This is a genomic window from Allomuricauda sp. CP2A (assembly GCF_001683915.1).
GTDB lineage: Bacteria > Bacteroidota > Bacteroidia > Flavobacteriales > Flavobacteriaceae > Flagellimonas.
This window is the reverse complement of the sequence record NZ_LXTT01000100.1, coordinates 57,112-71,689: the sequence shown is the minus strand read 5'-3', so window position 1 is coordinate 71,689 and position 14,578 is coordinate 57,112. Positions and strand designations below refer to the sequence as shown.

At 43.7% G+C, this 14,578-nt stretch carries 13 protein-coding genes; 5 read left to right on the top strand and 8 right to left on the bottom strand.

Features of this window, described 5'->3' with window-relative positions; genetic code table 11:
* Window positions 1–218: hypothetical protein (locus tag A7D14_RS20240; RefSeq protein ID WP_218058532.1), on the top strand; the 218-nt coding region annotated here is incomplete at its 5' end.
* A 169-nt stretch (window positions 219–387) separates the two neighbouring features.
* Here A7D14_RS20240 and A7D14_RS11790 read toward each other — a convergent pair.
* The 4 genes from A7D14_RS11790 to A7D14_RS11775 all read right to left on the bottom strand — a co-directional run bounded on the left by A7D14_RS11790 (window position 388) and on the right by A7D14_RS11775 (window position 4,802).
* Complete coding sequence (locus A7D14_RS11790) at window positions 388–1,053, bottom strand: DUF1080 domain-containing protein (RefSeq protein WP_067034650.1); 666 nt, start codon at window positions 1,051–1,053, stop codon at window positions 388–390.
* A gap of 146 nt (window positions 1,054–1,199) precedes the next feature.
* Window positions 1,200–2,375: an MFS transporter gene (locus tag A7D14_RS11785; RefSeq protein ID WP_067034648.1), complete on the bottom strand. Its 1,176-nt coding sequence runs from the start codon at window positions 2,373–2,375 to the stop codon at window positions 1,200–1,202.
* Between the two features lie 67 nt (window positions 2,376–2,442).
* Window positions 2,443–3,123, bottom strand: a complete 681-nt coding sequence (locus A7D14_RS11780) for a sulfotransferase family protein (protein WP_067034646.1) — start codon at window positions 3,121–3,123, stop codon at window positions 2,443–2,445.
* A 29-nt stretch (window positions 3,124–3,152) separates the two neighbouring features.
* A complete protein-coding gene (locus A7D14_RS11775) occupies window positions 3,153–4,802 on the bottom strand; it encodes an aryl-sulfate sulfotransferase (RefSeq protein ID WP_067034644.1) in 1,650 nt (549 codons plus the stop codon).
* A gap of 364 nt (window positions 4,803–5,166) precedes the next feature.
* Between A7D14_RS11775 and A7D14_RS11770 the strand changes: the two genes are divergently transcribed.
* Window positions 5,167–5,574, top strand: coding sequence for a thiol-disulfide oxidoreductase DCC family protein (locus tag A7D14_RS11770; protein ID WP_067034638.1), 408 nt, complete (start codon window positions 5,167–5,169; stop codon window positions 5,572–5,574).
* Here the strand turns inward: A7D14_RS11770 and A7D14_RS11765 are convergent.
* Both A7D14_RS11765 and aroC read right to left on the bottom strand, forming a co-directional pair.
* Window positions 5,571–6,902 carry a dicarboxylate/amino acid:cation symporter gene (locus tag A7D14_RS11765; RefSeq protein WP_067034632.1) on the bottom strand — a complete coding sequence of 444 codons (1,332 nt, stop codon included), beginning with the start codon at window positions 6,900–6,902 and terminating at the stop codon, window positions 5,571–5,573. The two genes, A7D14_RS11770 and A7D14_RS11765, sit on opposite strands and share 4 nt — an antisense overlap.
* A 58-nt stretch (window positions 6,903–6,960) precedes the next feature.
* Entirely contained in the window at window positions 6,961–8,025 is a 1,065-nt protein-coding gene (aroC, locus tag A7D14_RS11760; protein WP_067034662.1) for a chorismate synthase, read from the bottom strand.
* 195 nt (window positions 8,026–8,220) lie between these two features.
* Between aroC and A7D14_RS11755 the strand changes: the two genes are divergently transcribed.
* A complete protein-coding gene (locus tag A7D14_RS11755) occupies window positions 8,221–9,162 on the top strand; it encodes a UDP-2,3-diacylglucosamine diphosphatase (RefSeq protein ID WP_067034660.1) in 942 nt (313 codons plus the stop codon).
* On the opposite strand, the gene A7D14_RS11750 is transcribed toward A7D14_RS11755, so the two are convergent.
* A complete protein-coding gene (locus A7D14_RS11750; protein WP_067034630.1) occupies window positions 9,133–12,048 on the bottom strand; it encodes an FAD-binding and (Fe-S)-binding domain-containing protein in 2,916 nt (971 codons plus the stop codon). The two genes, A7D14_RS11755 and A7D14_RS11750, sit on opposite strands and share 30 nt — an antisense overlap.
* 89 nt (window positions 12,049–12,137) lie before the next feature.
* Between A7D14_RS11750 and A7D14_RS11745 the strand changes: the two genes are divergently transcribed.
* The gene (locus tag A7D14_RS11745; protein WP_067034628.1) at window positions 12,138–12,638 is read left to right on the top strand and encodes a hypothetical protein; all 501 of its coding nucleotides are present in this window, start codon (window positions 12,138–12,140) and stop codon (window positions 12,636–12,638) included.
* Between the two features lie 97 nt (window positions 12,639–12,735).
* Window positions 12,736–13,851, top strand: a complete 1,116-nt coding sequence (locus tag A7D14_RS11740) for a TlpA disulfide reductase family protein (RefSeq protein ID WP_067034625.1) — start codon at window positions 12,736–12,738, stop codon at window positions 13,849–13,851.
* Between the two features lie 60 nt (window positions 13,852–13,911).
* Here A7D14_RS11740 and A7D14_RS11735 read toward each other — a convergent pair whose 3' ends face one another.
* Window positions 13,912–14,562 carry a rhomboid family intramembrane serine protease gene (locus A7D14_RS11735; RefSeq protein WP_067034622.1) on the bottom strand — a complete coding sequence of 217 codons (651 nt, stop codon included), beginning with the start codon at window positions 14,560–14,562 and terminating at the stop codon, window positions 13,912–13,914.
* Window positions 14,563–14,578: the final 16 nt, after the last annotated feature.

Sequence of the window (14,578 nt, the reverse complement as noted above, 5' to 3'; positions counted from 1 at the left end):
TCCCATACCAAATAGGATTTGGAAATACAATTGATGGAATTATTTATGGATTGAAATATTACTTCCAATTCTTATTGCCCACACATAAACCAGATTACTTAATTAAATATAACCCAACAACAGGGTTTTACTTTTTTGACCTTTTTGGCCGGATAATTGTATCATATGGTATCTATCAGGTGATAAGTGCTTTTAGAAAATTTAATAAAAAGGTTTAAACAATTTATTACTCTGCTGCCTCTAGAATACATCTTATGTCCACTTGCTTTTAACCCATAAATAGGTGAACTTAATTATCGTTATGGGGAACCCCTTTCAAAACATCCAAATCTTGGAAAAAAGGAGGGCAAAGTTTACAAACCCTTGGAATAAAGCATACCCCAAAAGTCATAAGGGCAACACCCGAACATTTCTATATTCCATCTTCATCACCGAGCCATTATGGATCTGGAACCCAATAATCCCTTCCCTTGACCCTTTAGGGTCATCGTCCACAAAATCCATGATCTTAATACCATTGATCCAATATTCCAAACGGTTGCCCCGTGCCCGTATGGTCATGCGGTTCCACCCTTCATGTTGTACCGTTAAGTCAATGAGATTGGGGTCGGCATACACCCGTAATTGGGGCCGTTTGTACCAATCGCCCAAAGAACCCCAATAGTTGTCGCTGGGGGCCGCATCAAACTCGTACCCCGAGGGCGCCTCAAACCGGTCTCGGAACATAAAAGTGTTCACCCGGTAGTATATGCCCGTATTTCGGTGCTCGTCCCCGGTCAATCGCAACTCACAGGTAAACTCAAAATCACCGAACCGCTGTTTGGTGTAGAGCCACTCGGGAGCATTTATCATTTTCCCGCCCGTATCGGCGACAATGACCCCATCTTCCAATTTCCAATGGTCTGAGGGTACAGTCCAAGCCTCCAAGCCGTTTTCCAATAAATTGATGGTCCCAGGCCCATCAACCGAGGGTTCTGTAGCTTCGTTTGCACTTTGGGAAAATGCCAAGGACATCGCCAAACAGCAGGCCGCCAAGAATACTATGTGTTTCATGTTGGATTCATTTGCTTAAAAATAACCATATTATCCCATTTAGGCCATAAATGCTTAGATTCTGACTTATTGTTTCTTTTTAGTGGAAAAGGCAATTCGATATGGGGAATGCAGTAATGTTTAAGAACTCTCAGTGTCCTATTAATTCACTTTTTTAACGTTTCTGTTTTTCTAGCGGTCCAAAACTGTCCTGCAAAAAATACGATACCAAGCGCAAAAGATATCAAGGCCAGGGTAAAGAACAACTCATTTTGCGTAAAAAAGTCCAAAAATGGCAATAGCACAATGGGAGACAAGAATTGTCCCGTAAACCAGAAAGTGGTCAGCCTACCGATCTCCCTTCCCCTAATTTCCGGCGGCGCCAATTGCATTACCCAAACATTGGCGTTCGGAATCATTAAACCCAAACCTAAGCCCGCTAAAATGGTTCCCAATAGTACTGCGGAATATGAATCTCCATACGAGATACTCAAATACGCCAGGGCCATCAATACATATCCTGCCCCCAACACCTGATTAAAACTGAACCTATCCTTTATTTTGGAATAGGAAAATGCGGAAATTGCCGAGAAAAATGTACTGGATGCAATCGCGATACCAATGAGGGTGTTGCTTTCAATGCCAATGGATTTAAGATAAAACGGAATCTGTACCGGGATAATGAAAAAAAGAATCCACATGATCATAACATTGATGAAAACCATCCAGATTATTGAGGGCGACTTAATTTTGGTCGGGCTATCTTGAAATGATTTCGTGATTTTTGGTTCCTTCAAAAAAAGGTATACGGTTGGCAGGATCAAAATTGAATATAGATACAGCAGAAAGGGTATTTTCCAATTAATATCGGCCAATATTCCACCTAAGGTGATAAATACGATTCCAGCAATCGACATGACCGCTATTTGAAGTCCAGCAAACTTTTGCCTAAGCTGACCTTCGTAATAATCCGCAACCAAAGTGGTAACGATGGTCATACTGACACCCACACAGGCACCCAACAGCGCCCTTCCGGCCAAAATAACATAGAGATTGTCCGACCAATACCCGGCAGTTCCACCGATAGCATAGAAGACCATGGAGATACCCAATAACTTTAACCGACCAAATTTGTCAATAAAAAGACCGGCAAGGATTGCGCTTATGGCGATGAAAATCCCGGGGAAAGAAAGGGAAAGTTTAACCAAGTCCGTACCATTGGGCAAGTCCTGAAAAGATTTTGTCATATCCGGTAATGAGGCGGATACGGTAATCATGGACATTATAGTAAGGCTACTAACCAATAATAAGGCGGTCTTAACCTGCCAGCTTTGCGTGTTCATTGTCCTTATATTTAGAAAAAAATGCCCTCGGTAATCCCTTGGGCATTCAATTATTTGGCATTCTGGATTACACCATCTGACCTTTCATCAATTTAGGAAGCATCTCCTTAAAATTCTCTTTCTTGTTGAGGTGCGGCAGTGGTTCGGCAGGTTCTTCAACCCCGAGAAATTTGCATAAGGGTGCCCATCCATCAAGAACATCATAAACTAAAAGTTTGTCGTTTGGCACATGGACCTTAACACTTTCAATATGTTTTTCCCATACCATTTTAGCGTGTTCCTTATTTTCAAACTGTCCCCCCATTTCTCCCACAAAAAATGTTTTTTTGAAAAATTTAATACAGGCCACTACTTTCCTGATGCGAGGAGTAGTTACTAATTTGAACATCATCTTTATCTTTTCCCCTGGGGTCTGGGGGCCGGCTCTGTAGACTGTGCTATCTACACTTTTGTACCACGCATCAAAATCCCTCACTGTGAGTATCACTTTGGCATCAGGATATCTCTTCATGTGTTCTTTGTACCAGGGATAGCCCGGGAAATCAACCGTGCCGTCAAAGCCATTGTATAGCTCGTCCCATTGGGTTGTGCCCGTTTCAGATAGCTCTTTCCAGTATTTAAGTTGAACTGGGTTAACCAATAATTCCTTCATGTGATAAACCCTATCACAGTATAGAATTTCCAGCGAACGTTTTAGCGTTGTTGTTCCGGTACGGGGAAAACCCGCTCCTATTATTTTAATAGACATAGTTTTTTGGTTTAGTTAGTTGGTGTTATTTATTGAACGTTGGCATTTTCCGGTGGTGATGGCATCTTAAACTCAAAAGTCTCCGGTTGAGGCTGAATCGGTTTTAAATCCTTATTCTGAAATGCTGGAAAGTCTGGAGTAAACTGGGTGGCCCTAAACTGTCCATAGATGAATGGTCCAGTAGGTTGAGAGGCAGAACCATCGGGCAATACGTAATGATGTACATACGGATTCCAATATTCCCATACAATTTCCTTATTGGCTGTTACCTCAAAAAAGCGTCCTTTTGCACCCGAAGTGATAAGCGTATTTCCATTTTTTAGACGTTGTGCTCCTGAGATAAAGGCCGAGTAAAATGAGTATTTATCAGGAGCCATATAGTCCCATTGGGTTTTCTCTGGACCGAATGGGGCATTTTCTTTGATTTCATAGGAACCGCTATTGTCCATTGGAGGTGAAAATTCATGAACTGCGCTATAATTCCCTATATCCTCAATTTTTACTTGGGGGTCAGGAGATTGGGCCTGCATGATTGCTGCCCACACCGATGGCATTTTGTTCCCCGGTTCTGGAATATCATTATTAAAAACCATTAAATTTCCTGCACCGGGATATCCTTTTGGAATCCACTTTATATCATGCTGCCCATAAAGAACTTGATCTTCTTCGGTACCTCGACCATAATTTTGGGGATTGCCCCATCGGTACAGGAGGTCACCCGCTTCGCCCCTGGCTTCTGCGGTACCAATGCTATGATCAATAATATAAATCTCATGCAAATGGGGAGAACTAATGGCAATTTGATCTAAATCTGCATTATACGCCACGGCATTAACGTGAGTGATGTCAGAATTTTGATTGTCCGCAGTAGCATTTGAGGTCAAAAATCCCATTTTTTTCATTTGCGTTATCTGCTCTTCGGTCATTGGTTGACCGGCTTCCCCCCCTCCTGCATTCACATCAATTTTTCGGGGATGTTCAGCAACTGTTCCGAAATTAGGTTTAGTGGAATCACGGTCTTGAACAATGTGGTCCCACATGCGCCATTCCCAAACCACCTCTCCCCCTTCCGGTCGCTGAGGTTTGATTTCAATGATTTTATCTGGCCAAATGCCCGCTTTAGCAGTATGCTCTGGGTCCCTGCCAGCTGCAGCCGCTTCTTCTGGGGTTATGACCTCATAACTAATCGCAAGAATATTACCATTCGGAAGTATTTCAATATCATGATGAATCAGCTCGGTTTCTGTGGCATATTCATAATCCCAAAGCATATTTCCATCCCAATCATATTCACGGATACGTCCTGCCTGTCCACCAGCGGCGAAGGTTGGGAAGTCAATATCTCGTTCAAGCCGAATAAGGTTTCCGTTATCTTGGAGATAGGATTGCATACAATTTAATTCGCCTGTCCATTTATGTACTACTTCCCCTTTCTTATTAATAAGAAAAGTTTCTGTACTACTTGAAGGTTGAAAAAGCACATAACCAGGAGTGGCCTCTTCAGAATTAAGGATCAATCCCCTCTTTTCATTTACACCTGTTATACTTCGAGTATCTTCAGGTTTCCATTGCCGAATTTCGGTGGTGGTATTGGCGAGTTGGGGTTCGGATTTGGTCTTACAAGATTGAAATGTGATAAAGACCGAAAGAATTGCTGCAAAGAATAATCTGTAATTCATAATGTTTGGTTTATGAGGTTGGTCAACAGAAGATTCGGAAGCATGAACACCTCTAAGGTATGTTAAAAAAATGTAAAATTCATCAAATGAAAAGGTAGAGTATCAAACTTTTCTGGGAGTGTAGGAATAGGGCTTATATTATTGTAGGCCAGAATGATATTTGAAAAAATTCTAGGTATGAATCTTTTAGGGCCATGTAGTTTTTTGAGGTTTTTAAATCCCATGGAACCCCTAATCAAAGCACTGGATTTCCCACGTTTTTTATGGCTGGTTCGAGATTACGGTTTCGTAGCCTTTCGTGAAGATTCATGCAATTTGTGTAAGGCCACTAGCCTTTCGTTCCAAACCTGCGTATCTTTGTAGTATGGAAGAGGGCAAGAAAATTATTCTTTTCGACGGTGTATGCAACCTATGCAACAGCTCGGTCCAGTTTGTGATCAAACGGGACAAAAAGGATGTGTTCCGCTACGCTGCTTTACAAAGTGAAATTGGGGAAAAGCTGGTGGCGGAGCGTAACATCGATACCGCTCAAGTGGATTCGATCATTCTCATAGAACCCGGAGTGGCGTATTACACCAAATCGGATGCTGCTTTGGAAATTGCCCAAGACTTGGGCGGATTATGGAAATTGACCGCGGTTTTCAGTTGGATTCCAACCTCTATCCGAAATGCCATTTACGACTTTGTGGCCAAAAACCGTTACAAATGGTTTGGCAAACAAGAATCCTGCATGATTCCCACCCCCGAGTTGAAGGCCAAGTTTTTGGGTTAGTTGCCCTTCACCTCCTCTAAATTATCGTCCCACTCCTCCACATGGGGATCTCCCAGTTTCCCCACGGATTTGGCCACAACCATGGAGACAGTAGCATCTCCGGTGACGTTCACAACGGTTCGGCACATATCCAAAGGTCGGTCCACCGCAAAAATCAAGGCCAGACCAATGGCCAATTTATCCGCAGGAAAGCCTATGGATTCCAATACAATCACCAACATCACCATCCCTGCTCCGGGAACAGCTGCTGAACCGATGGATGCCAACAAAGCTGTTAGAATAATGGTCAATTGCCCTGTAAAAGTAAGGTCAAAGCCAAGCGCCTGCGAAATAAAGACCGCGGCCACACCTTGGTACAGACTGGTTCCATCCATATTGATGGTGGCCCCAACGGGCAACACAAAGCTGGATACTTCCTTGTCCACACCGATATGTTCTTCCACACGCTCCATGGTCACTGGCAAGGTGGCCGCACTTGAACTGGTGGAAAAGGCCAACAACTGCGCCGGACTTATTTCCTTTAAAAACCAAAAAGGGTTCTTTTTGGTATAAACCGATACGACAATGGAATAGAACACAATCATCAACAAGAGACCTAATACCACAACCCCTGCGTATTTTAAGAGGGCCAGCAACAAATCTGGGTCACTGGACGATACCACGACCCCTGCCAAAAGAGCAAAAACGGCATACGGGGCAGTAAGCATGATCAAATCCACCATTTTTAGGACCACGTCATTCAGGGCATCAAAAAAGTCCTTAAGGGGTTTTGCCTTTTTCTCCCCGATCAGCAGCATGGAAATGGCCAACATAATAGCAAAGAAAATCACCTGCAGCATCAAAGCATTATCGCTCATGGCCGAAAAGGCATTGTCCGGGACCATATCAATCAAAAATTGCAAAGGGCCGCTTTCCTTTTGACGGGAAGCTTCTTCTAATTTTGAGGTAACTTCAGCATCACCTGCATATGTGTCTGTAAGTTTGGCGACCGTCTCCGCAGAAATACCATTTCCAGGTTGTATTACATTTACCAAAAGCAGACCAATGGTAATGGCCACCACAGTGGTAACAATGTAGGTGCCAATGGTACGTAAACCAATACTCTTAAATTTTGAAATATCCTTAAGGTCGGAAACGCCCTTGACCAAGGACGCCAAAATGAGTGGGATGGCGATCAACTTGAGCAGTTTCACAAAAATGGTTCCCAAAGGTTGAATCCAATCCGAAACAAAGTCCAATCCCCAAGTCACTTGGGTCATTGCAAATCCAAACAAGATACCCAAAAGCATCCCAATAAGAATCTGCCAGTGCAGTTCTAGTTTACGCATGTGTAGTTAGTTTTTAGGAAAGTAAGATAGCATTTTGGAAGGAAACCCCCTAACGCGGTCAAATTTTATTGGTGCGGGCCAATAAGGTGAAATCTGCCAAGACCAATGCTGCCATGGCCTCTACAATGGGCACTGCTCTGGGCACCACGCAGGGATCGTGCCTTCCCTTTCCTTGGGTGGTCACTTGTTCCCCTTCTTTGTTGATGGTCTCGTACGATTGCAATATGGTAGCCACGGGTTTAAAGGCCACATTGAAATAAATGTCCATTCCATTGCTTATACCGCCCTGCACGCCCCCACTCCGGTTGGTTTTGGTGGTACCGTCCGGGTTAAAGGCATCATTGTGTTCGCTTCCTTTCATTTTAATGCCCTCAAATCCACTGCCGTACTCAAACCCCTTCACGGCGTTAATGGAGAGCATGGCCGCGCCCATTGTTGCGTGGAGCTTATCAAAAACCGGTTCACCGAGACCAATGGGTACATTTTGAATGACGCAGGTAATGACCCCGCCAATGGTATCTCCCTCTTTTTTAATGGATTTGATGTACTCTTCCATTTTTTGGGCCATTTCGGTATCTGGGCAGCGCACAGGATTGGACTCAATCTTGGAAAAGTCCAATTCTTGGTACGGTTTTTCCAATTTTAGTTCCCCAACCTGGGAGACAAAGGCATTGCACTGTACATCACCCAAAAATTGTTTGGCAATGGCCCCGGCCACTACCCTACTGGCGGTTTCCCGGGCCGAGCTGCGTCCTCCACCCCTGTAATCGCGGAAGCCGTATTTTTTATCGTACACATAATCCGCATGGGAAGGTCTGTACGAGTCCTTGATGTGCGAGTAATCCTTGGATTTTTGGTTGGTATTGTGAATGGCAAAACCGATTGGGGTCCCGGTGGTCTTCCCTTCAAAGATTCCAGAGTAGATTTCCACGGTATCGGGTTCTTTTCGTTGGGTAACAATGGCAGATTGGCCTGGTTTTCTCCGATTTAGTTCCAATTGGATTTTTTCCACGTCCAATTCCACTCCAGCAGGACAGCCGTCCAAAACGCCGCCAATGGCTTTTCCATGCGATTCACCAAAGGTGGTCAACCTAAAAAGTTGCCCAAAAGAATTTCCTGCCATCCGGTATAAAAATTTTTGGTTGCCCAAAGGTAGATGTTCTAACCCTAATTAAAAAGCAACTCTTGCAGTTAATCTTAATGTAACATAGGATTCTTGGTCTTGATGTTTTGTTAACCATATCCTCATAAATTATTGATTTGAAATTGATTTTCAGTTTATTCCTACGCTGTTAATTTGCAATCAAACCCTATTCATTTGAAAAAAAGGAAGATAGAACTGGCAGTTATTTCAGATGTCCATCTTGGCACTTATGGCTGTCATGCCGATGAACTCATTGCCTACCTCAACAGTATCCAGCCCAAAAAGCTCATTTTAAATGGGGATATCATTGATATTTGGCAGTTTAGCAAACGGTATTTCCCTCCATCACATTTAAAGGTTCTCCGAAAGGTCATTGGTATGGCCTCCAAAGGCACAGAAGTTTACTATATCACTGGAAATCACGATGAAATGCTCCGCAAGTTCAGTGATGCTTCAATGGGGAATTTTAAAATCGCGAACAAACTCGTCCTGAATTTGGATGGAAAAAAAGCATGGATTTTCCATGGCGATGTCTTTGATGTCTCCATCCAGAATGCAAAATGGCTGGCCAAGCTGGGCGGCTACGGCTACGACCTGCTTATCTTGATCAACAGTTTTGTAAACTGGTGGTTGGTAAAACTGGGGCGTGAAAAATATTCCTTGTCCAAGCGCATCAAAAACAGCGTGAAAAGTGCGGTGAAGTATATCAATAATTTTGAAAAGACCGCAGCAGAGCTTGCCATTGAAAATGAATATGATTATGTGATCTGCGGACACATCCATCAACCCAAAAAAGAACGCTACGAAAACAAAAATGGGAGTTGCCTCTATCTCAATTCTGGGGATTGGGTGGAAAATTTAACGGCATTGGAGTACTCGTTCAAGCGCTGGAGAATCTATCACTACAACCACGACAGGTTATCCCCCTTCTTTGTGGATGAAGACCTTAAGGAAATGGACATGAACGAGCTCATCGCTTCCATCACCGATAAGGAGGTGGACATGAAGGTAATCGATGAAGAAAATATAGATATGGATGTTGCCCAAGAAAAGGAATCCAGCGAACAAAAGAAAAACAAAACAAGCTTAGACAACCAAGGCTTTACGCAAGATTGACACGGGATGTTCGGCATCTCGGCCCGTACCATCCTTTATCTGGTGCCTACAGCTGGTTCCATTGGCCGCAATCAGCGTTCCCGAATCACTTTTCTTCACCGCAGGGAACAATTTTAAGCTTCCCACCTTCATACTGGTCCCATAGTGTTCCTTCTCGTACCCAAACGATCCCGCCATGCCGCAACAACCTGAAGCAATAATGGTGACTTTGTAATTTTTGGGCAGATTCAGCACATCAAAGGTCACTTTTTGATCACTCAATGCTTTTTGATGGCAATGATTGTGGATTTTTATGGTGCGTTCGTCCTCAGTGAAACTTTCTGCAGTAATGTGCCCTCCGGCAATCTCACGGGCCAAAAATTCCTCTATCAAATAGGATTGGGCAGCCAATTTCGCCAAAAGCACCCTGTTGTCATGGAGGCGTTGGTACTCATCCCGGAAAGAAAGAATGGCTGAAGGCTCCAAGCCTACAATGGGAATGTTCCTATCCAGAAAACCCTCTAGTTTGGACATGTTCTTCTCCACCAATTTCTTGGCCTGTTTCAAAAAACCTTTGGAAAGATAGGTCCTACCACTTTCGGCATAGAACAGTTCCACATCATAACCCAACTTGCACAAAAGCTCAATGGCATCCTTCCCAACCTCAACGTCCAAATATTTGGTGAACTCATCCAGATACAGCACCACCTTCTTTTTGGAAATGTCGGTATTCTTCAGATTGAACTTTTCCAAATGCCGCTCAAAATTGAAATTGTAGACTTTTGGAAAGCTTCGCTCCGGAGCCACTCCCGCCGTCCTCTTCAACAAACCACTTAGGCTTTTGGAACCGTAAACGGCATTGGTCAAACCAGAAATTTTGCTTCCCAACGCATTTAACCTGGTGTTGTGTGCAAACAGTTTGCTACGCAATGGATACCCGTTCGATTCTTGATACTGATAAAGGAACTCTGCTTTTAACGTGGCCACATCCACATTGCTGGGACATTCACTAGCGCAAGCTTTACAACTTAAGCATAGGTCAAACACTTCTTTGAGTTCCTTTTGGTCAAAACGATTGGTTTTTTCGGATTGGGTCAAAAATTCCCGAAGTGCATTGGCCCTACCGCGGGTGGTATCTTTTTCATTTTTGGTGGCATGATAGCTCGGACACATGCCCCCTGCCATATTGTGACTTTTTCGGCAATCGCCACTACCGTTACATTTTTCAGCAGCTTTTAAAATGCCCTCACTGTCCGAGAAATCCATCAAAGTCTTTACCTTGGGTTCTTCGCGGTCCACTTCATAGCGGAGGGATTCATCCATGGGAAAAGCATCCACAATTTTTCCTGGATTAAAAATAGCATTCGGGTCGAACACCTTTTTTACCCGTTTCAACAGCTCGTAATTGGCATCACCAATCATCAACGGGATAAATTCGGCACGCACAATACCATCGCCGTGCTCCCCACTAAAACTTCCTTTATATTTTTTGGTGAGTTTGGCCACATCGGTGGTAATGGAACGGAACAAGACCACGTCTTCGGACTTTTTTAGGTTGAGGATGGGGCGCAAATGCAACTCCCCGGCCCCGGCGTGGGCATAGTACACCGCCTGCTGATCATACCCTTTCATAATTTGGGAAAACTCCCCAATAAAATCCTTTAAATCTTCTAAAGCCACCGCGGTATCTTCAATACAGGCCACGGCCTTTCGGTCCCCCACCATATTGCCCAACAGCCCCAGTCCCGCCTTTCGCAGTTCAATGGCCTTGTTGATGTCATCGCCCCACAAAACCGGACTGGCATAACTCAATCCCGATTTCTCAACGGTTTTCAATAAGGCTTGCAATTGTTCTTGCAAATCCTTTTCGGTATGGGCCTTTATTTCCAACATTAAAATCCCAGCTGGGTCACCATCCACAAAGAAACGGTTGGCCAGCTGCGCCCTGTTGTTCTTGGTGCAGTCCAAAATCACTTTGTCCATCATCTCACAGGTGTGCAAATTGTGCTGCATCACCGGTGCCACATCACTCAAACAATCTTCCAGCGTGTGGTAATGCGTTGCCACCATAGCGGACAAGGGCGGCGGTAGGTCGTCCAATTGTAGGGTTATTTCCGTGGTAAAGGCCAAGGTCCCTTCGCTTCCGGCCAACAACTTACAAAGGTTGAAACCCTCTTCATCGTCTCCGAAAATGTTGTTCTTTAAAAGTTCGTCCACCGCATAGCCCGTATTTCTTCTGTGTATACTGGGTTTGGGAAACTCGGCCAGAATATTTTTTTGGTTTTCCTTATCGGAAAGTTCCTTTTCCAAGGAAGAATAGATAGTTCCTTCCAAGGAACCTTCTTGCTTTTTTGCGTCAAAATCAGCTTTGGTGATTTCTGAGAATGAAGCTTCACTCCCATCGGATAGAATACAATTCATGGCAAGCACTTTGTCTCGCGTAACCCCGTATTGGATGGACGTCGTCCCCGAGGAATTGTTGCCCACCATCCCCCCGATCATACATCGGTTGGAGGTTGAAGTGTTGGGCCCAAAAAATAAACCGAACGGTTTTAGATACAGGTTCAGCTCATCTCGGACAACCCCTGGTTGAACTTTTACTAGCTTTTTATCCTTGTCCAGTTCCAAAATTTGGGTGAAATGTCTGGAAACATCCACCACAATACCATCACCCACACATTGACCGGCCAAGGAAGTCCCTGCTGTTCTGGGGATAAGCCCTATTGCATTTGTATTTGCAAAACGTATCAATGCCTTGAGGTCATCCCCATTCTTGGGATATGCAACGGCCAACGGCCTTTTTCGATACACCGAAGCATCGGTGGCAAACAGGGCCCTGCTCAGATCATCAATCAATAGTTCTCCCTGTAGCTCTTCGGCAAGGGCTTTTAACAAATTTTTATTCAATGTGGAATAATTTTTACCTTCAAAAAAAGTTTATAAGCTCTAGAGGATTTACAAAACTATCTCTAATTTTTAACTTAACGAGAAAACTTATGAAGATTACCACATTATTTGCTGCGCTTTTTTTGTTTGCAACAACCTTCGTCAGTGCACAGGACATTTCTGAGCATGCTCTTGGTCTCCGTCTTGGCGACAGTGATGGGTTTGGGGCGGAAATCTCCTATCAAAAATCCATAGGCAGGTACAACCGTGCCGAATTTGACCTTGGCTGGCGGGATAGCAGACATTTTGATGCTTTTAAACTCACAGGCATCTACCAATGGGTACATCAACTGGATGGGAATTTTAACTGGTTCTATGGTGTTGGTGGCGGATTGGGAAGTGTTGACTTTGACCACCCAGACCCGGACTTTGACGATGATTACGATGGACTTTTTGTATTTGCTGCCGGGGATATTGGTGTGGAATACAATTTTGACATCCCCCTGCTCCTTTCCTTGGATTTTAGGCCCGAAATTGGCTTGGTAGGGTATGACGGATTTGACAATGATTTTGATTTTGATATTGCCCTGGGCATTCGATATCAGTTCTAAAAAACAGTTTTTTCATAATCACCCTTGGTTTTTCATTAGGCCAAGGGTTTTTTTATGCAATAAGGAATGAATACCTTAGCGGCTTAAACAACGAGAAATGAAAAAAGTATTTGTGATCGTGCTGGGAGTTGTGTTCTTGGCATCATGTAATTCAAAATCTGAAGGGTATACCTTGAATGGTACGGTTGAGGGTGAGTTGGACAATGGTACCTTGGTCTATCTAAAAACTACCGATACCATCAACCAATTGGTAGATATTGATACCACTACCATTGAAAACGGGGTTTTTAGCTTTAAAGGCATTCAAGCCGAACCGAAACTGCATTACATTTTTATGGAATCCAATAGAGGCAATATCCCCTTTATCCTTGAAAATGGCGAGATAGATATCGAGTTCCAAAAGGATAGTATGAACTATGCCAAACTGAAAGGAACAGTACAAAATCAATTCTTTATGGACTTTTTGGATGAATCAAGGTCGTTTTCTGAACGGGCCATGTCCATGCAGAACGATATGAGGACTGCTGCCCAACAAAGGGACACAGCCACAGTAAATGCATTGCGGGAAGAGTTTATTGAATTTCAAGAGGAAGCCAAGAACTTCAATGTAGATTTTGCAAAGAACAATCCCAATGCCATGATTTCCGTATTGATCATTGGCAATCTTATGGCCAGCAAGGCTGTTCCCCAAGATGAAATCAAGGCTTTGTTTGAAGGGCTTTCCCCAGAAATGAAGGCCACGGAGCCGGCCAAAAAAATAAAAGAACGCTTGGACAATATGAAGTCCACTGAAATCGGTGCAGTGGCTCCAGAATTTTCCGCACCCACCCCAAATGGAGAAACTTTGGCCTTGAGCGAGGTCACCAATAAAGGTAAACTCACTTTGGTTGACTTTTGGGCCGCTTGGTGCAAACCTTGCCGCATGGAAAACCCAAACATTGTTTCTGTCTATAATAAATACAAGGATAAGGGGTTCAATGTTCTTGGGGTTTCCTTAGATACGCGCGAAGAAGATTGGAAAGGGGCCATTGAGGCCGATGGACTGGCTTGGAACCACATTTCCAACTTAAAGCGTTTTCAAGACCCCATCGCAGAACTCTACAATATTGATGCTATTCCCGCAGCATTTCTGTTGGATGAAAACGGGGTGATCGTCGCTAGGGATTTGCGCGGACCTGCTTTGGAAGAAAAAGTGGCAGAGCTGCTCAATTAAAGGAAAGACATAAAAGATAATCAAAAGCCCAAGGAGTTTTCTTGGGCTTTTTCTATGGATTTATATTTTCCCCATCTTTTCCAAAACAAACAAAATGATAATAGGAACGGCCAATAGAATCACTATAAACGTATCCGTCATAAACAGTTCTGGCTTGAACAGCAAAGTGGTGGCATATCCACCGATGGCACCCCCAAAATGGGCCGTATGCCCAATATTGCCCAATCTACTTTTCATTCCGTAGATGGAATACAACAAATAGGCAATCCCCAGCACATAGGCAGGCAATGGTATGGGAATGAACATAATCCCCAACTGCATATCGGGATTCAGCAAAATGGCGGCATACAAAATTCCGGTAACGGCTCCACTTGCCCCTACGGCACTATAATACGGTTCATTTTTATGGAAGAAAAGGGCCAAAAGGCTTCCAGCGATAAGACTGATGAAGTAAATGATCAAAAACTTTCCCGGGCCAAACCAATTGATGACCACATTGGCAAAAAAATATAGGGTGAACATGTTGAAGAACAAATGGGAAATATCAACATGTAAAAAGCCGGAAGTTACGGTTCTCTCACGCTGTCCGGCTCGTATTCCGCCAATACTGAACTTATATCGGTCAAAAAAATTAGCATCACTAAAGCCGCGTAAGGACACAATTACATTGGCGGCCATAATGCCGATGGTTGCTATATGCAAATTGAACATGGTAATACAGGTTTGG

Bases quoted from the DNA above. Each gene is read 5' to 3' on its own strand.
- A7D14_RS11790 (WP_067034650.1), bottom strand. From the start codon at position 1,053: ATGAAACACATAGTATTCTTGGCGGCCTGCTGTTTGGCGATGTCCTTG.
- A7D14_RS11785 (WP_067034648.1), bottom strand. From the start codon at position 2,375: ATGAACACGCAAAGCTGGCAGGTTAAGACCGCCTTATTATTGGTTAGT.
- A7D14_RS11780 (WP_067034646.1), bottom strand. From the start codon at position 3,123: ATGTCTATTAAAATAATAGGAGCGGGTTTTCCCCGTACCGGAACAACA.
- A7D14_RS11775 (WP_067034644.1), bottom strand. From the start codon at position 4,802: ATGAATTACAGATTATTCTTTGCAGCAATTCTTTCGGTCTTTATCACA.
- A7D14_RS11770 (WP_067034638.1), top strand. From the start codon at position 5,167: ATGGAAGAGGGCAAGAAAATTATTCTTTTCGACGGTGTATGCAACCTA.
- A7D14_RS11765 (WP_067034632.1), bottom strand. From the start codon at position 6,902: ATGCGTAAACTAGAACTGCACTGGCAGATTCTTATTGGGATGCTTTTG.
- aroC (WP_067034662.1), bottom strand. From the start codon at position 8,025: ATGGCAGGAAATTCTTTTGGGCAACTTTTTAGGTTGACCACCTTTGGT.
- A7D14_RS11745 (WP_067034628.1), top strand. From the start codon at position 12,138: ATGAAGATTACCACATTATTTGCTGCGCTTTTTTTGTTTGCAACAACC.
- A7D14_RS11740 (WP_067034625.1), top strand. From the start codon at position 12,736: ATGAAAAAAGTATTTGTGATCGTGCTGGGAGTTGTGTTCTTGGCATCA.
- A7D14_RS11735 (WP_067034622.1), bottom strand. From the start codon at position 14,562: ATGTTCAATTTGCATATAGCAACCATCGGCATTATGGCCGCCAATGTA.